Below are 24786 nucleotides of genomic sequence, written 5' to 3'. Positions count from 1 at the left end.
GTGGCGGCCAAGCTACCGGCTCCCGCGCCGTGCGGGTCATCGCCCGCCCGAGCCGCCGCCCCGCATGTCCGCCGTTTCTTCCGAGATTCCCGCCGCGCCCCTGTTGCATCCGCTCGCCGTCGGCGACGCGCGGCGCCCGCTGGCCTTCGCCAACGGCGAACACATCGACCTGGCCACCTTCCTCGGCCACGTGCGCGGCCTGGCCGCGGTGCTGCCGGCCGGCCGGCACGCGCTGAACCTGTGCGAGGACCGCTACCGCTTCATGGTCGCGTTCTGCGCGGTGGCGCTGCGCGGGCAGACCTCGTTGCTGCCGTCCTCGCGCGCGCCGGCGGTGGTGGCCGAGGTGCAGCGCAGCCATGCCGATTGCTATTGCCTGGGCGACCTGGCGCTGGCCGAGCCGCCGCCGCGCTACTGGCAGTTGCCGGACGTGTTGCCGTCGCTGGACGGGCCGATGCCGCAGCTGGCCGACGACGCGCTGGTGGCGATCGGCTTCACCTCCGGCAGCACCGGCGCGCCCAAGCCCAATCCCAAGACCTGGGGCAGCTTCCTCACCAGCACCCGCCAGGACTTGCTGGCGCTGGTCGGGCTGTGGCCGGACACGGCGGTGCCGCAGGTGGTGGCGACGGTGCCGCCGCAGCACATGTACGGCATGGAGCTGTCGATCCTGCTGCCGCTGGTGACGCCGCTGGCGGTGCACGCCGGTCGGCCGTTCTTTCCCGAGGACGTGGCGCGCGCGCTGGCGCAGCTGCCGGCGCCGCGGTTGCTGGTGACCACGCCGGTGCATCTGCGCGCGCTGGTCGAATCCGGCGTCGCCCTGCCGCCGCTGGCCGGCATCGTCTCGGCCACCGCGCCGCTGGCGCAGGAACTGGCCGCCGCTGCCGAGGCGCGCTTCGGCGGGCAGGTGCGCGAGATGTTCGGCTCGACCGAGACCTGCGTGTTCGCCAGCCGCCGTACTGCCTGTGAAGCGCCGTGGACGCCGCTGCCGGGCGTGCGCGTGGCGCCGCAGCCGGACGGCACCCTGGTGCACGCGCCGCACCTGCCGCAGCCGGTGCTGCTGGCCGACCTGATGGAAGTGGATGCCGACGGTCGTTTCCAGGTGCGCGGGCGCCAGGCCGACCTGCTGGAGATCGCCGGCAAGCGCGCCTCGCTGGCCGACCTCACCCGGCGCCTGCTGGCCCTGCCGGGCGTGGTCGACGGCGCGATGCTGCAACTGGATCCGGAGCCGGGCCAGGCGGTGGGCCGCATCGCCGCGGTGGTGGTGGCACCGACCCTGGACGAGGCCACGATCCTCGCCGCGCTGCGCCGCGAACTGGATCCGGTGTTCCTGCCGCGCCGCCTGCGCCTGCTCGACGCCCTGCCGCGCAACGAGACCGGCAAGCTGCCGCGCGATCGCCTGCTGGCGTTGCTGGCGGCACGCGAGGACTGACGGGGCGGTCGAATCGCACCGGGATCGGGATCAAGCCGGCTTGGCAAGCGGTCAATCGACCGCTGCTGGTGAAACGCCGAGCCTGCATCGCTGCAGATGGTTCAGTGGGCGGCTTGCTGTGGGGCCTGCCGGTGTTCGTATACTGCGCTCATCGCTTCGCGCCGCAAGGATGTGCCGCATGCCCCATCGGGCTTCTCTCGTCCTGATCGCCTCGCTGCTGTGCGGGGCCTGCACCCATGCGCCCGCGCGGACGCCTGCCGTTGCGCCTCCTGCCAAGGAATCTCCCGCCATGACCTCGTCCCCCTCGTCCGGCGCCGCCGATCAGGCCGCCGCGCCCGTGTCGCCCAAGCTGAGCGCCGAGCAGATGCTCAGCCGATTGCTGACCTTGCTCCGGACCAGCAGGAGCGTGGCCGACTTCACGCCGGAGCGCTTGCGCGAGGTGATGGGGGTGGCGGTGGAGCGTGGGGAGAACGGCGTCGAACGTTATGGATTTGGCGAGCAGGTAAGCCCGGAGTGGGCTCATGGCTTTGAGGTCGATATGCGTGCCGTTCCTCCCCGTTTGGACTTCGGATTCAATCCGGTTGTCTCAGGCGCTTCGCCGCAAATGGGGGATATCTGCCAACTCGACTTCGATCAATTCACTCGTCAGTTGGAAGAAATGGGATTTGCCCGGCAGCGTAATTTCGATTCGCCTCCGCAGCCGGCACCAGGACAGCCGAACCTGCTGAATGGTCGGCTTCTGTACGACTCTTTTGATCGTCCGGGAATGCATGTGGAGGTCTATCCCGAAGGTGAGCATGTGTGGACATCGGACACAGGCAGCGGTCGTTCCTGCGTCAGGACGATCGTTGTCACTTGATCGCAGGAGAGCATCATGGCGGGGCTCAGTCCACAAGCTGAAACTGTCATTTCGGCATTTTCTACCCAACCTGGCGTCACTCGAGAGCAAGCGGATAATTTGCGGGCGATCGTCAATGCTTCTCCCGCATTGGTAGATCAGTTCAACACGGCAGTTGAGCGACAGTGCCTCAAGCAGATCGTGCCATTGACCAATCCGAATGCTGGCGGTGAGTACGAGCCTCAGACGCAGTCCATGCGGATCCCCTTGGCGCGACTTACTGCGCTGCCTGGAGGCAGGTTGCCCGCTGCCGGTGAGCTGACATTCGTGTTGGGCCACGAGCTGCAACACGGTTTCAATGCCGCTGACACTGCGCAAGCGCGCGAAGCTTTCCATGACGCGGTGAAGCACATTGCGCGGCACCAGTCAGAGCCTCGCGACTATACCGAGCCTCTCAATACCTTACTGTCTCAGCATCGGCGCGATGAGGCTGGAGCAGAAATTGCGGGATGGAACGCTGTCGTAAGCAAGGTGAAAGCAGTCAATCCCCATCCATCGCTTCAAGACATCTATCGCGAGCAGCCAGGGCGCATGGCTGACTTTATTGAGGTCAAGAGTGGGCCGCGTGGTTTGTCCTATGAGCTGAAGCAGAACTTGAGCATCAATAGCGATCTGACGCTGAGTTCAACCCCAGGCAATCTGGAGGCAATGGGGCAGAACTACTTCGATAAGCTGCCTAGAAGCCCGGGTGGCCTGGGCGCGCTCGGAAACTCCGACTATCCCAACTACTACGCAGCCAATGCGATCTCGTTCATCGCACAGGCGGAGCGAGCAAGCCATCCTCCCCAACCCGGCAACGACCCCCCGCAGATCGCGCTGAACCTGTCGCGGCTGCATCTGCGCGAGTCGCTGCTGGAAGAGAACGGGCTGGATCTGGGCAGGGATCGGCGTCCTCTGCCGTACTTCGACACCAGCGCCCAGCCGCCGGTTTCGGGACTGCTGCAGCATACCGCCGACACCCATCGGCACGTGTCGCCCCTGGCCAACGGGTTACCCGAACCTTCGACGCTTCCCGCGCACGGCACGGAGGCGCACCGGAGCGATGATCCGTCGCTGCCGGGGCATCCGGATCACGCGTTGCTGGAACAGATCCGCGCAGGCATGCGCAGGGTCGACGCAGACCTGGGCAAGGCCTACGACCACGACAGCGAACGGCTCAGCCGCAGCCTGCTGGCGGCCTGCAAGGACAACCGCGACATGTATCCGGGCACGGCCGGCTATTCGTTGTCGGGCAATGCGCTGGAGCGGGTCGACCACGTGGTGTTGGGGAAGACCGGGAACCTGATCGCCGTGCAGGGCGCACTGGAGGACCCGGCGATGAAGCGCGCGGTCGTTCCGGTGGAGCAGGCGTTGGCCACGCCGGTGGAGCAGTCGGACCAGAAACTGGCGCTGGCCAATCAGGCGCTGGGGCAGGAGCAGCAGCGCACCACACAGCCGGAATTGGACTGTCACCTGACCGCGCCGACGCGTTAGTGCATGTCGCCACTGCGTGGCCGGCGAGGTGGGATGGTCGGAAGGCAGCGGCGCGAAACATCGACGCATACGCGCTTGCTGCGGTGCGCTCTGCCACGTCCGGCGTCCAACGTGATTTGCGCCGGGCAAGCAGCGACACGGCATCCGTCCCGCACAGACCGCACTTGGGCGCAAGTCCAGGGACAGCGCGTCGCGCGGGCGGAACCGGCGCGGCAGCGGCGGTGCCGGTACCCGCTCAGGAAAGCGCGGCGGCGACCTGCGCGAACAGGTGCGGCAGATCCACCGGCATGCGGGTGTCCACGTCGATCACCGTCCCCAGGCCGATCGGACCGGGATAGTCGGCAAGCAGGTCGGGCGGCAGTTCCCGCAGGGGGTGCGCCGCATGCTGCGTGCCCGTCGCGGCGCGCGCGCGGAAGCGGCGCAGGGTCTCGTCATGGCCGCAGTGGCAATGGACTTCCACCAGCCTCGCCTCCAGTGCGGCGATCCTGCCGCGCTCGTAGTCGCTGCGGGGCCGGAAGTTGGCTTCCAGCACCGCGTGCGGACTGCGCTGTGCCAGCGACCAGAGGATCTCCATCGCGGCGCCGCCGAGACGGCGCGACGCGGCGAGATCGCCGCCGCCATCGCCGAGGGCGTCGGTCAGCGTCTCCTTGATGAAATCCTTGCAGAACAGCGGAAAGCCCAGGTGCGCGGCCAGCGGGACCGCCAGCGTGGTCTTGCCGGCGCCGGGGGCGCCGGACACCAGGACGATCTTGCGTCGCCGTTCAACCATGGACGCCGTCGATCTCCACCGCCAGTTCGTCGCGGCAGATCACCGCGTGCAGCAGCAGGCGCGGCACGCGCTCGCCGAAGCGGGCGTCGAGGGCGTCGGCGACCAGCGGCAGGTCGCCGGGTTCGCGCACGTAGACCTTCAGGCGGGTGCCGTCGCCGAACTGCGGCGGCAGGTCCGGGGCGTGTTCGCGCGCGGCCGCCAGCAGGGCGTCGAAGTTGGCGAAGGTTTCCTCCAACTGCGCCAGCAACTGGCCCTGGTGCATGGAGGCGTGGCCGACCACGCTGGCGGTGCCCGACAGCAGCAGCGGCATGTCGCTGCCGGCCGGCGGCAGCATGGCGCGGGCGAAGCTGGGCGGCTGCGGGCCGTACTGGCGCGGGTAGCGGTAGGCGCTGACCTGGCGCGGGTTCTCCAGTGGGGTGCCGGCCTGCGCGGCGGCCAGCCAGTAGATCTGCATCACCCGTGCGTCGTCGCAGCGGCCGACCGCGGTCGCCGCCGGCAACTGGGTGGCGTCGAAATCGCCCAGCCCGCGTGCGCGGCCGACGCAGAAGCGCCGGTAGCGCTCGCGGTCGCCGCTGCCCAGGGTGATCGCGTCCAGATAGTTCCAGATCCGCAGCAGGCGCGGAGTGGCGCTGCCGGCGACGAAGGCGCTGAGCTGGGCGTAGGCAAGCGCGGCGGCTTCCTCGATGTCCAGGTCGACCTGGCGCTCGTCGATCTCGATGACGCCGAACTGCAGGCGACCGTCGCTGGCCCAGGCGATGGCGCCGTCGCGGCCGCTGTGCACCGGCGCGTCGGTACGCCACACCTCGAGCATGCGCGGGCCGTGCGGCTGCAGCGGCACGCGCAGGTAGCGCGGGTCCTCGTGGTAGGGCGCGGTCTCGCCGAAGCCGAACACCGCCAGCACGCGGTCCTCGGCCAGCCACTGGCTGGGGTCGGTTTCGGCGACGTAGTCCACCTGCAACTGCGGATGGCCCTGCGTGTGGTGCGGAAACTGCAGGTGCGGGCGGCTCATGGTGTATCTCCGTGCAAGGTGTCGCCGTGGAACTGTTCGCGGGCCTGGCGGCGGCGGTGGCGCCAGGCGCGCCAGGCCCGCGGCAGCATCGCCACCGCGGACAGCGCATAGATGGCGCGGAACACGCGCAGGCGGCGCAGCACCGCACGGTTGTCGAAGACGTCGCCGGCGAGCATCGCCACCACCGCCTGTTCCACCTGCAGCACGTTGCGCGGCTGCGCGAACAGCTCGCGCATGGTCGGCGAGGTGAAGCGGTAGATGAACCACTTGAACTCGTCCAGGCCGCCGCGCAGGTGCCGCTCCAGGCGCCGCTGCAGCCGCGCCTCGCTGGCCGGGTCGCGCAGCGCCGCGTCGACCACGGACGCGCCGCGCTCGGCGCTGTGCATGGCCAGGTACACGCCGGAGGAGAACATCGGGTCGACGAAGGCGTAGGCGTCGCCGAGCATCAGCCAGCGCGGCCCGCTCATGCGCGTGCATTCGTAGGCGTAGTTGCCGGTGGCGTGCACGGGCGCAACGCGCTGCGCGCCGGCCATGCGCGCCACCACGTCCGGATTCAGCGCCAGCGTGCGCAGCAGGAACGTCTCGCTGTCGCAGCCCTTGCGGGTCTTCATGTACTCCGGGTCGCACACCGCGCCCACGCTCATCACGTCGTCGGGCAGCGGGATCAGCCACATCCAGCCGTGCGCGTGGCGATAGATGCTGATGTTGCCGGCGTCCTCGCCGGGGCGCCGCGCCACGCCGCGGAAATGGCTGAACAGCGCAGCCGACTGGTGCCGCGGGTTGGCGCGCTTGAGCTTGAGCGTGTTGCCGAGGAAGGTGTCGCGGCCGCTGGCGTCGATCAGGTAGCGCGGCCGGTAGTGGCGCACGCCGTCGGCGCCGCGCGCCTGCACCGTCGGCGTCTCGCCGTCCAGCTGCACCGCCTCGACGCGCACGCCCTCGTGCACGTCGGCGCCGACCGCACGCGCGTGTGCGAACAGCACCCGGTCGAAGTCGGCGCGCGGCACCTGCAGCGCGAAGTCGGACTGCGCGCCCAGCGCATGCGCGAAACGGAAGGTGTTGTAGCCGCCGGCATCGTTGGGGAAATCGGCGCCGAGCTTGAGCACGCCGATCGCCCGCACCTGGTCGAGCACGCCCAGCCGCTGCAGGATCGGCATGTTCATCGGCAGCAGCGATTCGCCGATGTGGAAGCGCGGATGGTGGTCCTTTTCCAGCACCGTCACCCGCCAGCCGCGTTGCGCCAGCACGATCGCCGCCGCGCAGCCGGCCGGCCCCCCGCCGATCACCAGCACGTCGGGCGTGTCTGCCGCGGCGTCGCGTGCGGTGGGGGGAGGGGAAGCAACAGCGGCGGACGTCATCCTGAGGGAACCTGCGGGCGCAACGGCGGGGCGAAACGGCATGATAGCGTGCCGTTCGCGGGCCGATGGTTGCGCCGCAGCGCCCGATGCACCATCTTGTCGCACCCGTCCTTTCGCCTGGAAGCCCCTGGATGTCTTCGCAAACCGCCGCCGAACGTGAACTGGCCGAGCTGCTGGTCGAGAGCCTGAACCTGGAAGACGTCCAGCCCGGCGACATCGATCCGGAGGCGCCGCTGTTCAATACCGGCCTGGGGCTGGACTCGATCGACGCCCTGGAACTGGCGCTGGCGATCAGCAAGCGCTACGGCTTCCAGCTGCGCTCGGACAACGACGAGAACCGCCGCATCTTCGCCTCGCTGCGCGCGCTGTCGGCGCATGTCGAAGCCAACAAGACCAGCTGAGCCGGCCGACGCCGCGCCCTGGGCGCTGGCCCTGGGCGTGCTGCTGGCGCTGGCCTACTCGCCACTGGCGCACTGGGCCAATGCCGCGCACCGCCCGGACCTGGCGGTGCTGGCCGGCGCGGCGCTGGTGCTGATGGTGCTGGTGGAGCCGATGGCGCGCTGGCGGCCCTGGGCCTGGGCGCTGGCGATCGCCGCGACCGCGGCGCTGGTGCCGCTGTGGCGCTCGCCGCACGCCCTGCTGCTGCTGGCCGCACCGCCGGTGCTGTTCACCGCCTGGGTGGCCTGGTTCTTCGGGCGCAGCCTGCAGCGCGGGCGCACGCCGCTGATCACCCGCATCGTCGAGGCCCTGTACCGGCAGGCCGGCATGCCGATCACCCCGGACCAACTGCGCTACACCCGCCGCCTGACCCTGGCCTGGACCCTGCTGCTGGTCGGGCTGACCCTGCTCAACCTGCTGCTGGCGCTGTGCGCCCAGCCCAGCGGGGTGCTGGCGCAACTGGGCCTGGCCTCGCCGCTGCCGATCAGCGATGCGCGCGCCTCGCTGTTCGCCAATCTGCTGGGCTACGGGGTCATCGGCGGCTTCTTCGTCGGCGAGTACCTGCTGCGCGGGCGCTGGTTTCCGCAGCGTCCCTACCGTAATCTGCCCGACTTCCTGCACCGGCTGGCGCGGCTGGGGCCGGTTTTTTGGCGCGATCTGTTGCGCTGACGCGCGAAGTGCAGGGGACGCAAGGGTCGTGCAGATCATCAAGGAAAACAGCAAGTTGCCGCAGGCTGGGATGCCTTCGCGCATGGCCTGGGCCGTGTGGAACGCCCTGCAACTGGTATTCACCCTGGCGCACACCGCGCTGGGCATCGTCGTCGCACTGGTGCTGCTGCGGCTGACCGGGCCGCGCTTGCCGCTGCGCATGGGCGCGCGGTTCTGGGCGCCGGTGCTGCTGTTCGGCGCCGGGGCGCGGCTGCAGGTGGAGGGCCGCGAGCGGGTGGACTGGTCGCGCAACCACCTGTTCGTCAGCAACCACCAGTCGATCATCGACATCTGCGCGCTGTTCATGGCGCTGCCGGTGCCGCTGCGCTTCCTGCTCAAGGACGAGATGCTGAAGGTGCCGTTCGTGAACTGGTATGCGCGCGCGACCGGCATGCTGTTCCTGGACCGCGACAGCCGCCGCGCCGGGGCGATGATGCGGCGCGAGGCGGCGGCGCTGCTGCGCCGTGGCCAGGACCTGTGCCTGTTCCCGGAAGGCACCCGCAGCCGCAGCGGCGCACTGGCCGAGTTCAAGGCCGGGCTGCTGCAGGCCGCGATCGACGCCGGGGTGGACGTGGTGCCGGTGGCGCTGGACGGGGCGGGCAAGGTGCTGCCGCCGACCAGCCTGTTCCGGGTCCGGCCCGGCGTCATCCGGGTGCGGATCGGCACGCCGATCCGGGTGAACGGCGAGGACGGCCCGCTGAACCGCCAGGAAGTGACCCAGCGCGCGCACCAGGCCGTCCGTGCCATGCTCGAACCCAGGATATGAGTCGCCCGTATGCAATTCGTCGTACCGCATGATCATCCCAGCCTGCCCGGCCACTTCCCGGGCCGCCCGGTGGTGCCCGGCGTCGTGGTGCTGGACCACGTGCTGCAGGCCGTCGAGGCGGCGCACGGCGCGCGCGCGCCGCTGCGCCTGCCGCAGGTGAAGTTCGTGCAACCGCTGTTTCCCGGCCAGCCGGCGCGGGTGGAACTGGACGGCGCCGCGCCGCGCTGGCGCTTCCGCGTGCTGCGCGGCGAGGACCTGCTGGTCAGCGGCGAGCTGAACGCCGAGGCGGCGCCGTGAGCGCCGGCTGGAAGCACCGCCCGGAAGGCGGCGGCCATTTCGCCCTGTGGCTGATCCGCAGCATCGCCCGTTACGGCGGCCGCGCCGTCGGCCGCCTGCTGCTGTACCCGATCACCCTGTACTTCCTGCTGGTGCGCGGCCCGGAGCGGCGCGATTCGCGGCATTACCTGAGCCGCGTGTTCGACCGCCCGGCCACGCTGCTGGAGGTGGCCCGGCACATCCACACCTTCGCCTCGACCATCCTCGACCGGGTGTTCATGCTGTGCGGGCAGATGCACCGGTTCCGGGTGCAGATCCGCGGCCTGGACCAGTTGCACACGCAGATGGACCGCGGCCGCGGCGTGCTGATCTTCGGCTCGCACCTGGGCAGCTTCGACGCGCTGCGGGTACTGGCCACCGAGCGCCCGGACGTGCAGGTCAAGGTGGTGCTGGACAAGGCGCACAACCCGGCGATGACCGAACTGCTGGGCGCGCTGAACCCGCAACTGGCCGCCAACATCATCGACGCCGGCATGGACAGCACCTCCATCGTCATGGCGATCAAGCAGGCCACCGACGAGGGCGCGCTGGTCGCGCTGCTGGTGGACCGGCCGCGCCCGGAGGATCCGGCGCTGCCGGCCGCGTTCATCGGCCAGGGCGCCATGTTCCCGACCTCGCCGTGGCTGATCGCCGCCGCGCTCAAGGTGCCGGTGGTGCTGGCGTTCGGGCTGTACCGCGGCGGCAACCGCTACGAGCTGGTGTTCGAGACCTTCAGCGAAGGCCTGGACCTGCCGCGCCGGCAGCGTGCCCCGGTGCTGGCCGCGCTCATCCGCGATTACGCCGCCAGGCTGGAGCATTACACCCGCTCCGCGCCCTACAACTGGTTCAACTTCTACGACTTCTGGAACAACCGCCATGCCGATGCGCCGCACCTTGCCGTGGATGCTGATACTGCTGTGCAGCGCCGCACCGCTGAGCGCCGCATCGCCTGAGGCGCCGGATGCCGACTGGATCCTGCAGAAGCTGGCGCGGCCGGCGCCGGTCAGCACCGCCTTCGTCGAACTGCGCGGCTCGGCGCTGCTGAAGACGCCGTTGCGGGTGCAGGGCGAGTACCGCCGCCCGGACGCGCAGACGCTGGTGCGCGAGGTCACCGCGCCGTACCACGAGACCACCACCCTGCGCGGCAGTGAAGCCACGCTGGAGCGCGACGGCAAGCCGCCGCGGCGCTTCTCGCTGACGCGCGTGCCAGAACTGGCCGGCCTGCAAAGTGGCTTCGGCGCGCTGCTGTCCGGCGACCGTGCGCTGCTGCAGCAGCAGTACACCATCAGCAGCTCCGGCACCCGCGAGCGCTGGCAGCTGCAGCTGCAGCCCAAGGACCCGGCCGTGGCCGCGCACGTGCGCAGCCTGCGCCTGTACGGCCGTGGCGCCGAACTGCGCTGCATCGAGACCACCCCGGCCAAGGGCGACGTCCAGCGCACCCTACTGGCCGGTGCCGCGCAGGCCGCCGGCGCCCTCGCCGACGGCGCTGCGCTGACCGCGCTGTGCCACGGCGACGCGGCGTGATCCTCGCACGAGGCGCCCGCCGGCAGCATGCTGCCGGCCCGACGGCTGCGCGTGCGGTGGCTGATCGCGCGGTGCAGGCAGGCCTGAGGACGCGGCGATGAAGCGTCCCCTGAGTTCGAAGATGCGCATCTCGCTGGCGCTGCTGTGGCTGGCGCTGCTGACCGTGGCCGGGATCTGGCTGGGCAATGCGCTGCAGGTGTCGGGCGATCTTCGTAAATTCATGCCGGAAGCCCGCACTCCCGCTCAGAAACTCCTGCTCGACGAACTCGGCGAAGGCCCTGGCTCGCGGCTGCTGCTGATGTCGCTGTCCGGGGCCGATCCGGCCACGCTGGCCAAGCAATCGCAGGCGCTGCATACCGAACTGGCCGCGCAGCACGACGTGTTCGAACTGGTCGCCAACGGTGCCGACGCCGGCCTGGACGCAATCCCGCCGCGCCTGCTGCCGTACCGCTACCTGCTCAGCGACAGCTTCGACGCCAAATCGCTGGATGCGCCGACCCTGCGCGATGCGCTGCAGGCGCGGCTGCAGGACCTGGGCTCGCCGGCGGCGGCGATGGTGGAGCCGCTGCTGCCGCGCGATCCCACCCTGGAAGTGCTGCACCTGGCCGAGAGCCTGCAGCCGGCCGGCGGCCCGCAGCAGCGCGACGGGGTGTGGTTCGACCGCGCCGGCAAGGACGCGCTGCTGGTCGCGCAGACCCGCGCCGCCGGCTTCGACCCCACCGGCCAGCAGCGCGCGGTGGATGCGATCCATGCCGCCTTCGCCAAGGTCAGCGCCGGCACCGGCAGCACGCTGACCCTGACCGGCCCCGGCGCGTTCTCGGTGGAGATCGGCGGGCGCACCCAGAATGAGGCGCAGTGGATCGGCACCCTGGATACGGTGGGGCTGATCGTGCTGCTGCTGGTGGCCTACCGCAGCTGGAAGATCCCGGTGCTGGGCGTGCTGCCGCTGGCCAGCGCCGGCCTGGCCGGGCTGGGCGCGGTGGCGCTGCTGTTCGACGGCGTGCATGGCATCACCGTGGCGTTCGGTTTCACCCTGATCGGCGTGGTCCAGGACTACCCGATCCATCTGTTCAGCCATCAGCGCCCGGGCCTGGATCCACGCGAGAACGCGCGCCATCTCTGGCCGACCCTGGCCACCGGCGTGGTCTCCACCTGCATCGCCTACGTCACCTTCCTGTTCTCCGGCGTGGACGGCCTGCGCCAGTTGGCGGTGTTCACCATCGCCGGCCTGCTGGTGGCGGCGCTGACCACGCGCCTGCTGCTGCCGGCGCTGATCGATCCCTCGCCGCGGGACCATGCCGATTCGCCGATGCTGGAGCGGCTGTGGCGCGGCATCGCGCGGCTGCCGCGGCCGCGCTGGTCGCTGCTGCCGCTGGCCCTGCTGGCGGCCGCGGTGATCGTGTTCGCGCCGGGGCCGTTCTGGCAGAACGACCTGTCCAAGCTGACCCCGGTGCCGGCCGACGGCCTGGCCCGCGACGCGCACCTGCGCCAGGAACTGGGTGCGCCCGACGTGCGCTACGTGCTGGCGCTGCCGGCGGCTTCCGCCGAGGCCGCGCTGGCCGCGTCCGAACGCCTGCGCCCGCGCCTGGATGCGCTGGTGGCGCAGGGCGAGCTGGCCGGCTACGACATGGCCGCGCGCTACCTGCCCAGCGCCGCCACACAGCGCCGGCGCCAGGCCGCCTTGCCCGATCCGGCACAGGCGCAGGCGATCACCGCCGCCGCGGTCGCCGCCACCCCGTTCCGCGCCGACGCCTTCGCGCCGTTCCTGGCCGACCTGCAGGCCGCACGCAGTGCGCCGCTGCTGACCGCGCGCGATCTGCACGGCACGCCGCTGGCGACCCCCGTCGGCGGCCTGCTGCTGGAGCGCGCGGACCGCACCACCGCGCTGGTGTCGCTGACCGGGCTGCGCGATCCGGCGCAGCTGGCGCGGGCGGTGCAGGGCAGCGGCGCGCAACTGCTGGACCTGAAGGACGCCTCCGAGTCGCTGGTCGCCGCCTACCGCGGCCGCGTGCTCGCCGCGCTGGGTGTGGCCGCGGTGCTGCTGGCGCTGACCGTGGCGATCGCCTTGCGCACGCCGCGACGGATCGCACGCGTGCTGCTGCCGATGGCGCTGACCACGCTGCTGATCCTGGCGATCCTGCGCGGCTGCGGGGTCGAACTGAACCTGTTCCACCTGATCGCGCTGATCCTGGCCGCCGGCCTGGGCCTGGACTACGCGCTGTTCTTCGACCACGCCGGCGACGACCGCGCCGACCAGTTGCGCACCCTGCATGCGCTGATCGTGTGCAGCCTGATGACCCTGCTGGTGTTCGCGCTGCTGGCCGCCTCCAGCATCCCGGTGCTGCGCGCGATCGGCAGCACCGTGGCGCTGGGCGTGCTGTTCAATTTCGTGCTGGCGCTGCTGATTTCGCGCGAGACCGCCAGCGAGGCCCGGGAGAGCCGCCATGCCCACTGAACCCTTGCACGGACGCGACGCCATCGCCGCCCTGGTCCCGCACCAGGGCCTGATGTGCCTGTGGGAAGAGGTGGTGGCCTGGGACGCGCAGCGCGTGGTGTTGCGCAGCGTCGCGCATCGCCAGGCCGCGCATCCGCTCCGCAGTGGCGATCGGCTGCGCGCGCTGCACCTGTGCGAGTACGGTGCGCAGGCGATGGCGGTGCACGGTGGCCTGCTCGGTCGCGCCGCGGGCACGCCGGTGCGGCCGGGCATGCTGGTGGCGCTGCGCGGGGTGCAGTTGCACGTCGCCGAACTGCAGGATCTGCCGGGTCCGATCGAAGGCGAGGCCGAGGTGCTGCTGCAGGCCGAGGACAGCCAGCAGTACGCCTTCCGCATCAGCCATGCCGGGCAGTTGCTGGCCGAGGGCCGTGCGACGGTGATGCTGGGCGCGGCGTGACCGCGTAGGCAACGACGGCGCTGCAGGCGCGGCTCGCCGAGTATCCAGGCTTGGAAAGCGTCGGGACTGAAGTCCCTCCCACAGTGCACCCAGGCAACGCACAGGCACATTCCTGCAGGTGCCGTTTCGCGGTGTCGTGGGTCATCGATCGCGATAGGTTTCCACGATAACGTCCGCCCGCGGCTGCTGCGGCGTCGGACGGGGTGCCCGCGGTGCGCGACGAGTCGTTAGGATGGCGGCCCTGTCCCTCCGCCCAAGGAACCACGATGTCCCAGCCTGCTTCCCCGCGCCGCGCCCTGGTCACCGGCGGCAGCGGCGATCTCGGTGGCGCGATCTGCCGTGCCCTGGCCGCGCAGGGCCTGCACGTGATCGTGCACGCCAATGCCAACGTCGCGCGCGCCGCCGCGGTGGTGGAGGCGATCGTCGCCGCCGGCGGCAGCGCCGAGGCGGTGGCGTTCGACGTGGCCGATGCGCAGGCCAGCGCGCAGGCGCTGGCGACGCTGCTGGAGGCCGGCCCGATCCAGGTGCTGGTCAACAACGCCGGCATCCACGACGACGCGCCGATGGCGGGCATGAGCGCGGCGCAATGGCACAAGGTCATCGACGTTTCGCTGCACGGCTTCTTCCACGTCACCCAGCCGCTGCTGCTGCCGATGGCGCGCACGCGCTGGGGCCGCATCGTCAGCGTGTCCTCGGTGTCGGCGGTGCTGGGCAACCGCGGGCAGACCAACTACGCCGCGGCCAAGGCGGCGCTGCACGGCGCCAGCATGTCGCTGGCGCGGGAAATGGCCAGCCGCGGCATCAGCGTCAACGTGGTCGCACCGGGCGTGATCCAGGGTGCGATGGCCGACAGTGCCTTCCCGCCGGAGGCGATCAAGCAGATGGTCCCGGCCGGGCGTCCCGGCAAGCCGGAGGAAGTGGCCGCGCTGGTCGCCTTCCTGTGCTCGGACGCGGCCGCCTACATCAACGGCCAGATCATCGGCATCAACGGCGGCATGGGCTGACCGCCTCGAAAACGACGCGGCCGTTGCGCCGCCATGCTGGCGGCGCAACGGCGGCCGGCGCTCAGCGGCAGACGAAGCTGGACGCCGCCTCCACGTCGCCGCCGACGTAGCGCGCCACCTGCGGATACGGGCACAGCGGACGGCTGCGCTGGCTGCTCCAGTTGGCCGGTACCTCGGCATTGGGCGCGGCGCTGCCGCTGCCGCGCGCGCTGGCGACGATCGCGTCCGGCGCCTGGCCCTGCTCGACCCAGGCCACCAGCGGGGTCAACGCGTCGAACTGGTCGGTGGCCGGCCCGCCGGCGCAATGCGCCATCGCCGGCACCGCGAACAGGCGTGCGTAGCTGGCGGCATCGGTGTCGGCGGTGCGCAGGCGGTCGTACCAGGCCGCGGTATCGGCGAAGGAGAAAATGCCGTCGCCGGTGCCGTGGTAGATCAGCAGCTTGCCGCCGCGCTTCTTCAGCGTGGTCAGCCGGGTCTCGTTCGGCGGGGTCATGTACGACCACGCGGATTCGCCAAAGGCGCCGGCCGTGGCGAAGATCTTCGGCGCGTCGCGGTCCATGTCGAACTGCAGCGCATAGCGCTTCAGATCCTGCAGCACCGCCGGATCCTCCGGCGGGGTGACGAAGCCGAAGGCCACCGAGCCGGGCACCAGGGTCAGCGAGGCGTCCTGTCGCCAGCCGGCCCAGTCGCCGCTGGCGATGCCCGGGTCGTAGGGGAAGGGCGCGTACAGCGGCGTGCCGGCGCTGTTGCGCGCGCCGGCGTGGATGGCGCCGAGCGCGCGCTTCTGCGCCGGGGTCAGGCATTGGCCGGTGCGCCCGGCGCTGCCGCAGGTGGCGACGTCGCGGTTCAGGTCGAAGCGGCGCTGGCAGGCGAGCACGTCCTGCACCATGCCGTCGCGCACGCCATCCAGCGCATCGCAGGTGGCGACGATGCGCTCGGCCACCAGGCTGCGCTCGGCCACGGTCAGGCCGCTGCGCGTGTCGCTGCCGCCGGCCAGTGCCGCCAGTTGCTGGGCCGCGGCCAGGTCCGCGATCGCCGCCTTGGGCAGATGGAACCCGGGGTCGCCGACCAGGATGCCGTCGTAGTCCTGCGCGTCGCGCGCGGCGGCGACCATGCCGTGGCGGCCGCCGTTGGAGCAGCCGCCGAAGTAGCTGTAGTCCGGCGCCTTGCCGTAGGCGATCTGCACCACGCGCTTGGCCATCGGCGTCAGCGCCTGCACCGCCTGGTAGCCGTAGTCCAGGCGCGCCTGCGGATCGCGGCCGAACAGCGGGTTCTGCGCGTTGCTGTGCCCGGCATCGGAGCTGATGACCGCAAAGCCCATGCGCAGCGGATTGTCGCGCTGGCCGCCGCCGCCGATGTCGCCGAGCGCGGGGACCACGTTGCCGTCCAGGCCGCCGTTGGCCTGGTAGAAGAAGCGCCCGTTCCATGCCGCCGGCAGGCGCATCTCGAAGCCGATCGCATAGGACTGGCCGTCGCTGCCGACGCGTTCGTGCATCAGCCCGGTGACCTGGCAGTGTGCGCCGATCGGCTGGCCGGCCACCTGCAGGGCGCTGGCCGCCACGCTGCGCACCGCGGTGAAGCGGGTACCGGGATAGGCGAGCCGGCTCGCCAGCGCGTCGCACGACTGCTGCAGTGGTGCCGGCGAGGCCGGTGCGCGCGCGGTCGTCTGCGCTTGTGCGGTGGAGGCGGCGGCGAGAGCGGCCAGCGGCAGGGCCAAGGCGAGCAGCGTGGAGCGCATGGAGTTCTCCTGGAGGACGCGCCGGGCGCGGCGGGCCTGTGTCGCGCCGGTGGCGCCGGGGCGTCAACCGCCGCGCGTGCGAAAACCCGAATGCGCGGGCGATATTCGCCCCATGTGACGCGTGCCGCGCAATTGCGCGCTCGCCTGGCGCTTCGCGGCGGGGAAGCGAAGCGCGCGTTGTTGCAGGGCGGCATGGCCCTGCGCGTGGATCAGGCGGCGTCCGCGTACCAGGCCGGCGACAGCACCGGCAGCGGCGTCGCCGCGTCGCGGCAGGCATCCAGCAGGCCGTGGTCGGCCAGCGTGGGATGCTGCTGGCGGGCGCGCGCCAGGATCTCCCCGGCCAGTTCCGCCATGCGCGCGACGTTGCCGTGCAGGCGGGCGACGAACGCGGCATCGTCCAGCCGGTCGCTCAGGGCGCGGTTGAGTTCGTGGAACCAGCCGATCAGGTACTGGTCCAGCAGGCGCCCGTCGGCCACCGCCGCGGCCTGCGCGCGGTTGGCCGCGCCCCAGTCGCGCAGCAGCGCCTGCATGCCCAGGTTGAGCGCGCTGGCCTGCTGCAGCGCCGGGCGCAGCCGGCCCAGCACGGCCAGGTCGGCGATGCGGTCGGTGCAGTACAGCGGCGCCAGCAGCGACCAGTAGTAGGTGTAGTCCCAGATCACCTTGACCGGCATCACCTGGGCATCGCCGAACAGCGGGTACTGGTCCTGGTAGAGGGTCAGGGTGTTCTCGTAGAAGGAGAAGTACAGCTGCTGGTAAAGCTCGGCATACGGCGCGATGTCGCGCCCGGCGCGCTCGCGCCCGATCAGTTCGCAGATGTAGGTGTTGCTGATGGCGATAAAGTCGCTGCCCGGGGAATAGAACGGATCCAGGAACACGCCGGCCTCGCCGGTCAGCGCCCAGCGCTGTGCCGAGAACACCTGCTTGCAGCCGTAGGAGAAGTCGCGCAGGAACAGGAAATCCTGCACCGTGTGCTCGCTGCGCTCCAGCGTGCTGGCCACCTGCGGCTGGTGCGTGCGCAGCCAGTCCATCGCCTTGGCGTGGGTGTTCATGGTCTCCAGCGGATGCATCGCGGCATCGCAGACGATGCCCAGCGAATGCGCGCCGGAGGACAGCGGGATCAGCCAGAACCAGTAGCCGGGGCCGCACATGTGGTTGGTCGAGCGCCAGCGGTCCGGCGGCGTGCAGCGCTGCAGCCAGGCGCTGTCCTGCGACCAGCCGTTGGGATCGACCAGCCCGTCCACCCGCCACCACACCGCGTTGGCCTGGTGCGCGTTGTCCTGGGCCAGGCCGAGCTTGCGCTTGAGCAGGCCGGCGCGGCCGCTGGCGTCGATCACCCAGCGCGCCTGCAGGCTGGCCTCGGCGCCGTCGCGGCTGTAGCGCACGCAGTGGTCGCCGTCGTCCTCGGCCAGGTCGACGCCGCGCACCGTGCTGCCGTCGAGGAATTCCACGCCCAGGTCACGCGCGCGCTGCCCGAGAAAATTCTCGAAGCGGCCGCGGTCGATCTGCCACGACGGGGTGGGCAGCAACTGGCTCACCCCCAGCTCGGTGCACTGGTCGATGTCGGTGCGCCGGTCGGAGAAGAAGAAGCGGAAGCCGAACTTGCGGATCTGTTCGGCATCCAGGTGCTCGCGCAGGCCCAGCACCTCGGCGAAGTAGTGCGCGCCGATCTCCACCGAGGACTCGCCGACCTTGAACGCGGCCTCGCGTACCGGGTGCGCGCGCCGTTCCAGCACGCGGATGCGCAACTGCGGGTCGCGCTGGCGCAATTGCAGCGCCAGGGTCAGTCCGGCCAGTCCGCCGCCCAGAATCGCCACATCCGCCTGCGCTGCCTTCATGTCGTCTTTTCCTTGGCGACGGCCAGGGGGGCCGTGTCGAGGGTGCCGTCGATGTCGTCGATCAGCACCGGATTGGCGCGGGTGCGCCGGTACTCGCGCACCACGTGCCCATAGGTCCACACCTGCACGATCACGTGCGAGGTGATCTTCCACAGATCGCGCACCAGCCGGAAGTGGCTCTTGCGGAACGTGCCCGGGGTCTGGTTGGCGTAGCGGGTCTCGATCGGCACCGCCACCACCCGCGCGCCGGCCTGGCGCGCCGCGGAGATCAGCAGTTGCGCCTCGAACACGAAGCCCTCGCCGGGCACGTCGGGCAGGGTGTAGACCGACTGCGGGTACAGGCGCTGGCCGCTCTGGCTGTCGACCAGGCGGAAGCCGCAGCCCCAGGCGATGCCCCAGTCGCCGAAATCGTTGCCGATGCGGCGGATCGGCGGCTGGCTGGCGCGCTTGCGCAGGCGCGCGCCCACGATCACGCAGCCGGGATGGCGGTTGGCCGCGGCCAGCAGCCGCGGGAAGTCGGCGGCGCTGTGCTGGCCGTCGCCGTCCATGGTCATCACCGCGCGCGCGCCCTGGCGCTGCGCCTCGGCGAAGCCGCTGCGCAGCGCCGCGCCCTTGCCGCGGCGCTGCGGATGGCGCAGCAGGGTCACCGGCAGGTCGGCGATGCAGTCGCTGGTGCCGTCGTCGGAGCCGTCGTCGACCACGATCACCCGCGGGCAGTGCGCCAGCGCGTCGCTGACCACCTCGCGGATGCGCAGCCGTTCGTTGAGGGCCGGAATCAGGATCGCCGCGTCGGCGGCGCTCAGCGGCGTGCGGCTCATGCGCGCAGCTCCACCTGCAGGCAACGGCCGCCGCCGGCATCGAGCACGCAACCGCTGCTGCCCAGCGCCAGCGCGTCGAACAGCGGCAGCATCGGCGCCATCGCGTTGCCCGCGACATGCCGCGCCAGCGGGCCATCGCCAACCGGCGCGGTGCCGTCGCGCAGTTGTACCTGCAATTGCGGCTTGCCGTCGCGTGCGCCCGCGCTCAGCACCAGCGCGCCGCCGAGCAGGCCCTCGCTGCGCGCGATCCGGCCCAGCGCCCCCACCGAGCGGCTGTCGTAGCCGACCAGCAGCACCGCGTCTTCGCCCGCGGCCAGTTGCGACAGCGCTTCCAGCAGTCCCTGCGCGAAACTGCCGCTGTGCGCGCTGATCGCGGTCGCCGCGGCGGTGGCGCCTGCGCCGATGGTCCAGTAGCCGGCGGCGGCGTTGTGCACCGAGTTGTGGAACTTGGTCGGCGACACCGACAGCGGCTCGCTGGCCAGGGTGGTGCACATGTAGTCGGTGATCGCCAGGTCGCCGTGGGTGGAGGTGAACACCGACGGCAGCGTGGCCGGGTCGCGGCCGGCGTCCTGGCAGGCGGCCAGCGCCGCGTCCAGCGACACCGCCACCGTGTCCGGCGCGCGGCGGCGCTCGTTGGGCGCCAGCAGTTGCGGCGAGGGCCGTCCGGGCGTCTCCAGCGGCGCGCCTTCGCCGCGCGCGAACGCCTGTGCCAGCGTCCATCCGGGCAGGCCGGGCGCCCAGAACCCGATGCCTTCGATCGTCGCGCTCAGCATGGGCGTGCTCATGCGCGGCCGAACAGCAGCGAGCAGTTGTTGCCGCCGAAGCCGAAGGAGTTGTTCATCGCGTAGCGGACCTGTGCATGGGCGGTGGCGAAGCGGATCTGTGGGCCGCAGGCGGGGTCGGGCAATTCGCTGTTGAGGGTGCCGGGCAGCAGGCCGTCGCGCAGCGCCAGCAGCGCGAACACCGACTCGACGATGCCGGCGGCGCCGAGCGTGTGCCCGGTCCAGGCCTTGGTCGAACTGGCGTGCAGGGTCGGCGGGAACAGCGCCGCCACCGCGGCGGCCTCGACGCTGTCGTTGGCCGGGGTCGCGGTGCCGTGCAGGTTCAGGTACCCCACCTCGGCCGCGTCCACGCCGGCGCGCTGCAGCGCACCGCGCATCGCCAGGCCGGCGCCCAGGCCCTGCGGATGCGGCGCGGACATGTGGTGGGCGTCGCTGGATTCGCCGTAGCCGCACAGCAGCGCCTGCGCCGGCGGCGCGTCGGCGGCATCGGCGCGCTCCAGCAGCGCGTAGCCGCCGGCCTCGCCCAGCGACAGCCCGACCCGGCGCACGTCGAACGGCCGGCATGGTTCCGGCGACACCACCTGCAGCGAGTTGAAGCCGAACAGCACGCTGCCGCACAGCGTGTCCACGCCGCCGACCAGGGCCGCATCGACCACGCCGGCGGCGATCAGCCGCGCGGCCTGGGCGAACACCTTGGCGCTGGACGAGCAGGCGGTGGCGACGGTGATGCACGGGCCGCGCAGGCCGGTGGCGGCGCGCACGAAATCGCCGAGCGAATGCGGGGTGTGCACGATCGGCCGGTCCAGGTCGGCGGGCATGCGCGGACCCTCCGCATCGTGCTCGAGCCGGGTGTAGGCCTCCTCGCTGGCGCCGATGCTGGAGGTGGAGGTGCCCATCACCACCGCCACCCGTTCGGCGCCGTGGCGTTGCGCCGCGGCGGCCACGGCCGCGGCCATGCCGTCCTGTTGCAGGGCGAGCCAGGCCAGGCGGTTATTGCGGCATTCCCACGCGGCCAGGGCCTCCGGCAGCGCGGCGGTTTCCAGCGCGTCCACCCGGCCTATCCAGCATTCCAGCGGTTGTGGACCGAAGTCGTTGCGGCGCAGGCCGCTGCGGCCCTCGCGCAGCGCCGCGGCCTGGGCCTGCAGTCCGCTGCCGAGCGCGTTGGTCGCGGTGTAGGCGCGAATGGCCACCGGGGCCATGCGGGGCGACGAGGACGCTTCGGTCACGCGGTATTCCATACAAGGACAATCGCCGCAGTATATCGACGCATTCGGTCATGCCGTGAAACACCCACGACGCGAACGTGAATAGCGCCCGCGCCCGGATCCGTTCAGCGCAGGGCCGGCGTGCGCTTTCGCCGCTGGCGCATTTCCTCCACAATCGCTTGCCTTTCCACGCCAGGCGCACGCCACGGGCATGCAAGCCTACGTCTACAAAAGCCAACGCAAGCCGGACACCTATCTGTATCTCGCCGCCCGCGACGACTTCGGCCGTCTGCCGCCGGCGCTGCTGGCGTCGCTGCAGCCGCTGGCGTTCGTGCTCGAGGTGGCGTTGACCGCCGAACGCACGCTGGCCCGCGCCGATCCGGCCGCGGTGCGCGCCAACCTCGCCGGCTGCGGCTTCCATCTGCAATTGCCGCCGTCCCTGCCCGGCACCACCGATCGACACGATGACTGACTCTTTCCTCCGCGCGCGTGCGCCGATGCTCGCCGCCGCCCTGGGCGCGGTGCTGGCGCTGGCCGCCGGAATCGGCCCGCTGGCCGCCGCCCTGGGCGCATGGCTGGCGCAACCGGCGTTCGCACTGGCGTTGTCCTGGCACCGTGGCAGCCGGCCGCGCCCACGCGCGGCGCGCGATCTGGTCGGCGCGGCGGCGTCGCTGCTGGTGCTGTGGGCCGGCGGGATGGCGCTGGTCGCGGTGCTGGTGGCCTGGCCGCTGGCGGCGCTGCACGACAGCGGCAGCCTGGCTGCGGCGCTGGCGCTGAGCGTGGCCGCCAGTGCCGCGCTGCTCGGGCTGTGGCGGACCTGGCCGCTGTGGCACGGCAGCGATGCCGAGGGCGGCCCGCTGGGCGCGCGCTGGCATGCGCTGGCGCAGCAGGACGTGCAGGCCTGGCGCGGGCTGGCGGTGGCCGCGCTGGTATTGGTGCTGGCCGGGCTCGGCGTGGTGCTGGCCTGGCCGGGACTGCTCGCCGAGGCCGCACGCTGGCCGCTGGCGCTGGCCTATGCGCTGCTGTCGCCGCTGCTGCACGCCGGCCTGCAACGGGTGGCGCCGCCGCAGACGCTGACCCCGCCGGTGTCTTCCGCCGACCTGTTCGCCGAACTCAGCGTCACTGCCGCGCCGCGCGCGGACGAGCCGCCGCCGGCGCAGGACGAACTGCATGCGGCGCTGTACGACGCCGCCCGCGGTGGTCGCGTCGATCGCGCGCTGCAACTGCTGCAGGCCGGCGCCGATCCGCATGCGCTGCCCGCCGCCGAGTGGCGCGACCAGCGCAGCCTGCCGGTGCTGGCCGCGGTGCTGCCGGACCTGCGCCTGTTGCGCGAACTGATCGTGCGCGGGGTCGACGTCAATCGTCCGCACCTGGGCATGACCCCGCTGCTGGCCGCCACCCGCGACAGCTGGCATGGCCGCCCGGAGGCGGTGATGACCCTGCTCGCCAACGGCGCCGATCCGCGCGCCAGCGACGGCGACGGCAACACCCCGCTGCATCACGCCGCACGCAGTTCCGACCCGGGCGTGGCTGCGCTGCTGCGCGACGCCGCTGCCGAACTGGACGCGGCCAACCGCGACGGCCTGACCCCGCTGGCGGTGGCCTGCCAGGTCGGCAACTGGCGCATGGCCAAGTTCCTGCTTGAGCGCGGCGCCAAGCCGGAGCCGGCCGAGGCCAGCCCGGTGCTGCTGGCCGCGGCCGGTACCGAGGAAGACGATCCGGCCGGCGTGCAGTTGCTGCTCAAGCACAAGGCGCGTGTCGACGCGCGCGATCGCCAGCGCCGCAGCGCGCTGCACGAGGCGGCGCAGGCCGGCCACGTGGAGATCGTGCAGGCCCTGCTCGGCGCCGGCGCCAACCTGGAAGCGCGCGATGCGCTGGGCCGCACGCCGTGGCTGGAAGCCGCCCGCCACGGCCGCGTGGCGGTGCTGGAACGGCTGCTGCCGCACAAGCCGGACCTGGTTGCGGTCGATGGCGATGGCCGCAACGCGATCCTGCTGGCCTGCACTGCCGACCACGTCGCCCCTGGGCTGATCCGGCGCCTGCTGGAGCTGGGCGTGGCGCCGGCGCAGCCGGACCAGAGCGGCCGCCGCGCCGTCGACCTGGCCGCCGAGGCCGGGCGCTGGGCGATCGTGTCCGCGCTGGACCCGGACTATCCGCTGCCGGCCGCGGTCAGCGACGGTCAGGGCGAGACCGGCCCGGCCGGGCTGCCCGACCGGCCGCCGCTGGAACTGCTGCGCGAAGGCCTGCAACTGGGCCAGCCGCGCGACGGCCTGGCCGCGCTGGCGCGGCTGTGCGCGGCCGAGGAACTGGGCGCGCTGCTGCACGAGCCGCCGCTGGCGTTGAACGCGCAGGCGGTGGACTGGCTGCTGGCGCACGGCGCCGAGCCGGAGGTGCTCGATGCCTGCGGCGACACCCCGATGTTCGCGCTGCTCTCGCGCGGCGTGGAGGCGGTGCCCAGCCTGCAGGCGATGCTGCGCCACGGCGTGTCGCCGGCCGGCCGTGGCGGCCTGACCCGCCTGCTCGCCGCCTGCGCGCAGCACGATCACGCCTCGCGCGCGCTGGAACAGTTCGCCCTGGAACTGCTGGAGCGCGGCGCCGATCCGTTCGCGCCGTCGCCGGCCGGCGATCCGCCGCTGTCGCTGGCGGTGCGCCTGGGCTGGCTGCGGCTGCAGTTGCAGTTGCTTGAGCGCGGCGCCGACCGCGAGGCGCGCGACAGCCACGGCATGACCGCGCTGCACCTGGCCGCCGCGCTGGGCCGCGAGGCCTCGCTGAAACTGCTGATCCAGCAGGGCGCCTCGCCGGATGCGCGCGCCGCCGACGGCCAGACCCCCCTCGGCGTGGCCCTGGCCAGCGGCCGCCGCGACCTGGCCGACTGGCTGGACTGGCGCACCTGGCCGCTGCCGCGGCGCCCGCTGCGCGAGGCCGACGTGCCGGCCGCGGCGATGGTCGGCGACGCCGAGGCGATTCGCCGCCTGATCGACCTCGGCCTGCCGGTGGATGCGGTGGACGCGCAGGGCTGCACCGCATTGCTGCGCGCCGCTGGCGGCGGCCATGCCGAGGCGGTGAAACTGTTGCTCTCGCGCGGCGCCGATCTGCAGCACGCCGCGGCCAGCGGCGCCACGCCGCTGTCGGCGGCGGTGAGCATGCGCCAGACCGAGATCGTCGCGGCATTGCTGCAGGCCGGGGCGCAGATCGAACACCGCCTGCCGGGCGGGGTCACCGTGCTGATGCTGGCCTGCGCGCTGGGTCTGCCGGACATCGCCGCGCGGCTGCTGGCCGCCGGTGCCGACGTGCATGCCGGCGACGCGCAGCAACTGGCGCCGCTGCACTGCGCCGCGCTGTACGGCTTCACCGCGCGCGACAAGTCGCGCCTACTGGCGCTGCTGGACACGCTGCTGCTGGCCGGCGCCGAGGCCGACCGCGGTTCCGCCGGCGGGGTCACGCCGCTACTGTTGCTGCTGGGCGCGCGCGCCGAACCGGGCACGGCCTGCGAGGAGCCGGTGGTGCTGGCCGGCGTCGAGCGCCTGCTCGACGAGGAGGTCAGCCTGGAGGTGCAGGATCCGCGCGGTTTCGGCCCGCTGCACCTGGCCGCGCTGCACGGCCTGCCGCTGCTGGTGCAGCGCCTGCTGCGCGCCGGTGCCGATCCGGAACTGCGCGATACCTTGAACCGCACCCCGCGCGAGATCGCGGTGATGCGCGGCTTCGTCGACGTCGCCGGGCAGTTCCAGCCGGCGCTGCCGGGGGTGTCGTCGATGGCGCGGTTCCTGCGCGAAAGCCGCTAGCGCTTTTCCTTCTCCCACCGGGAGAAGGTGGCCCGAAGGGCCGGATGAGG

The 24786-nt window shown here is 72.0% G+C and carries 22 protein-coding genes; 14 read left to right on the top strand and 8 right to left on the bottom strand.

Annotated elements, in window-relative coordinates; translation table 11 throughout:
* Nucleotides 1-64: 64 nt before the first annotated feature.
* The 3 genes from CEK65_RS08615 to CEK65_RS21155 all read left to right on the top strand — a co-directional run bounded on the left by CEK65_RS08615 (nucleotide 65) and on the right by CEK65_RS21155 (nucleotide 3797).
* The gene (locus tag CEK65_RS08615) at nucleotides 65-1426 is read left to right on the top strand and encodes an AMP-binding protein (protein WP_152181434.1); all 1362 of its coding nucleotides are present in this window, start codon (nucleotides 65-67) and stop codon (nucleotides 1424-1426) included.
* 289 nt (nucleotides 1427-1715) lie between these two features.
* Entirely contained in the window at nucleotides 1716-2285 is a 570-nt protein-coding gene (locus CEK65_RS08610) for a hypothetical protein (RefSeq protein WP_152181433.1), read from the top strand.
* Nucleotides 2286-2300: 15 nt separating this feature from the next.
* Nucleotides 2301-3797, top strand: a complete 1497-nt coding sequence (locus tag CEK65_RS21155) for an XVIPCD domain-containing protein (protein ID WP_226980522.1) — start codon at nucleotides 2301-2303, stop codon at nucleotides 3795-3797.
* Between the two features lie 235 nt (nucleotides 3798-4032).
* Here CEK65_RS21155 and CEK65_RS08600 read toward each other — a convergent pair whose 3' ends face one another.
* Genes CEK65_RS08600 through CEK65_RS08590 form a run of 3 tightly spaced genes read right to left on the bottom strand, consistent with a single transcriptional unit; the run spans nucleotide 4033 to nucleotide 6930 of the window.
* The gene (locus CEK65_RS08600; RefSeq protein WP_255424516.1) at nucleotides 4033-4536 is read right to left on the bottom strand and encodes an AAA family ATPase; all 504 of its coding nucleotides are present in this window, start codon (nucleotides 4534-4536) and stop codon (nucleotides 4033-4035) included.
* A 22-nt stretch (nucleotides 4537-4558) separates the two neighbouring features.
* Nucleotides 4559-5575 (bottom strand): pteridine-dependent deoxygenase, encoded by a 1017-nt coding sequence (locus CEK65_RS08595; protein ID WP_193314733.1) that lies wholly within the window; start codon nucleotides 5573-5575, stop codon nucleotides 4559-4561.
* Nucleotides 5572-6930 carry an NAD(P)/FAD-dependent oxidoreductase gene (locus tag CEK65_RS08590; RefSeq protein WP_152181431.1) on the bottom strand — a complete coding sequence of 453 codons (1359 nt, stop codon included), beginning with the start codon at nucleotides 6928-6930 and terminating at the stop codon, nucleotides 5572-5574. The genes CEK65_RS08595 and CEK65_RS08590 overlap by 4 nt, the downstream gene beginning before the upstream one ends.
* Before the next feature lie 131 nt (nucleotides 6931-7061).
* Between CEK65_RS08590 and xanC the strand changes: the two genes are divergently transcribed.
* From xanC to fabG, 9 genes are all read left to right on the top strand, one after another.
* Nucleotides 7062-7331, top strand: a complete 270-nt coding sequence (gene xanC / locus CEK65_RS08585; RefSeq protein ID WP_003470209.1) for a xanthomonadin biosynthesis acyl carrier protein XanC — start codon at nucleotides 7062-7064, stop codon at nucleotides 7329-7331.
* The gene (locus CEK65_RS08580; RefSeq protein ID WP_039726353.1) at nucleotides 7306-8037 is read left to right on the top strand and encodes a hypothetical protein; all 732 of its coding nucleotides are present in this window, start codon (nucleotides 7306-7308) and stop codon (nucleotides 8035-8037) included. Before xanC ends, CEK65_RS08580 begins: the two co-directional genes overlap by 26 nt.
* Before the next feature lie 55 nt (nucleotides 8038-8092).
* A complete protein-coding gene (locus CEK65_RS08575) occupies nucleotides 8093-8842 on the top strand; it encodes a lysophospholipid acyltransferase family protein (protein WP_026144254.1) in 750 nt (249 codons plus the stop codon).
* Nucleotides 8843-8851: 9 nt separating this feature from the next.
* The gene (locus tag CEK65_RS08570) at nucleotides 8852-9139 is read left to right on the top strand and encodes a hypothetical protein (RefSeq protein WP_017914445.1); all 288 of its coding nucleotides are present in this window, start codon (nucleotides 8852-8854) and stop codon (nucleotides 9137-9139) included.
* Nucleotides 9136-10110 (top strand): acyltransferase, encoded by a 975-nt coding sequence (locus tag CEK65_RS08565; RefSeq protein WP_017908318.1) that lies wholly within the window; start codon nucleotides 9136-9138, stop codon nucleotides 10108-10110. The genes CEK65_RS08570 and CEK65_RS08565 overlap by 4 nt, the downstream gene beginning before the upstream one ends.
* Nucleotides 10034-10681: a LolA-related protein gene (locus tag CEK65_RS08560; protein ID WP_152181430.1), complete on the top strand. Its 648-nt coding sequence runs from the start codon at nucleotides 10034-10036 to the stop codon at nucleotides 10679-10681. Before CEK65_RS08565 ends, CEK65_RS08560 begins: the two co-directional genes overlap by 77 nt.
* Before the next feature lie 97 nt (nucleotides 10682-10778).
* Nucleotides 10779-13136: an MMPL family transporter gene (locus tag CEK65_RS08555; protein ID WP_152181429.1), complete on the top strand. Its 2358-nt coding sequence runs from the start codon at nucleotides 10779-10781 to the stop codon at nucleotides 13134-13136.
* A 4-nt stretch (nucleotides 13137-13140) separates the two neighbouring features.
* Nucleotides 13141-13572 carry a phosphotransferase gene (locus tag CEK65_RS08550; protein WP_150409037.1) on the top strand — a complete coding sequence of 144 codons (432 nt, stop codon included), beginning with the start codon at nucleotides 13141-13143 and terminating at the stop codon, nucleotides 13570-13572.
* A 266-nt stretch (nucleotides 13573-13838) separates the two neighbouring features.
* Nucleotides 13839-14576 (top strand): 3-oxoacyl-ACP reductase FabG, encoded by a 738-nt coding sequence (gene fabG / locus CEK65_RS08545; RefSeq protein WP_152181428.1) that lies wholly within the window; start codon nucleotides 13839-13841, stop codon nucleotides 14574-14576.
* A 61-nt stretch (nucleotides 14577-14637) separates the two neighbouring features.
* Here the strand turns inward: fabG and CEK65_RS08540 are convergent, their stop codons facing one another.
* The 5 genes from CEK65_RS08540 to CEK65_RS08520 all read right to left on the bottom strand — a co-directional run bounded on the left by CEK65_RS08540 (nucleotide 14638) and on the right by CEK65_RS08520 (nucleotide 20948).
* Nucleotides 14638-16314 (bottom strand): tannase/feruloyl esterase family alpha/beta hydrolase, encoded by a 1677-nt coding sequence (locus tag CEK65_RS08540; protein ID WP_152181427.1) that lies wholly within the window; start codon nucleotides 16312-16314, stop codon nucleotides 14638-14640.
* A gap of 209 nt (nucleotides 16315-16523) precedes the next feature.
* Entirely contained in the window at nucleotides 16524-18149 is a 1626-nt protein-coding gene (locus CEK65_RS08535; RefSeq protein ID WP_152181426.1) for a tryptophan 7-halogenase, read from the bottom strand.
* Nucleotides 18146-18967 (bottom strand): glycosyltransferase family 2 protein, encoded by an 822-nt coding sequence (locus CEK65_RS08530; protein ID WP_150409026.1) that lies wholly within the window; start codon nucleotides 18965-18967, stop codon nucleotides 18146-18148. Before CEK65_RS08530 ends, CEK65_RS08535 begins: the two co-directional genes overlap by 4 nt.
* Nucleotides 18964-19740: a beta-ketoacyl synthase chain length factor gene (locus CEK65_RS08525; RefSeq protein WP_152181496.1), complete on the bottom strand. Its 777-nt coding sequence runs from the start codon at nucleotides 19738-19740 to the stop codon at nucleotides 18964-18966. The genes CEK65_RS08530 and CEK65_RS08525 overlap by 4 nt, the downstream gene beginning before the upstream one ends.
* 8 nt (nucleotides 19741-19748) lie before the next feature.
* Complete coding sequence (locus CEK65_RS08520; protein WP_152181495.1) at nucleotides 19749-20948, bottom strand: beta-ketoacyl-[acyl-carrier-protein] synthase family protein; 1200 nt, start codon at nucleotides 20946-20948, stop codon at nucleotides 19749-19751.
* Between the two features lie 217 nt (nucleotides 20949-21165).
* Between CEK65_RS08520 and CEK65_RS08515 the strand changes: the two genes are divergently transcribed.
* Nucleotides 21166-21426, top strand: coding sequence for a YcgL domain-containing protein (locus CEK65_RS08515; protein ID WP_017909431.1), 261 nt, complete (start codon nucleotides 21166-21168; stop codon nucleotides 21424-21426).
* On the top strand, nucleotides 21419-24736 hold the full coding sequence (locus CEK65_RS08510; RefSeq protein ID WP_152181425.1) for an ankyrin repeat domain-containing protein: 3318 nt from the start codon (nucleotides 21419-21421) through the stop codon (nucleotides 24734-24736). The genes CEK65_RS08515 and CEK65_RS08510 overlap by 8 nt, the downstream gene beginning before the upstream one ends.
* Nucleotides 24737-24786: the final 50 nt, after the last annotated feature.

Source organism: Xanthomonas sp. LMG 12459, assembly GCF_009192905.1.
GTDB classification, from domain to species: domain Bacteria; phylum Pseudomonadota; class Gammaproteobacteria; order Xanthomonadales; family Xanthomonadaceae; genus Xanthomonas_A; species Xanthomonas_A sontii.
The sequence above is the reverse complement of the archived record's forward strand: the minus strand, read 5'-3'. Positions and strand labels throughout refer to the sequence as shown.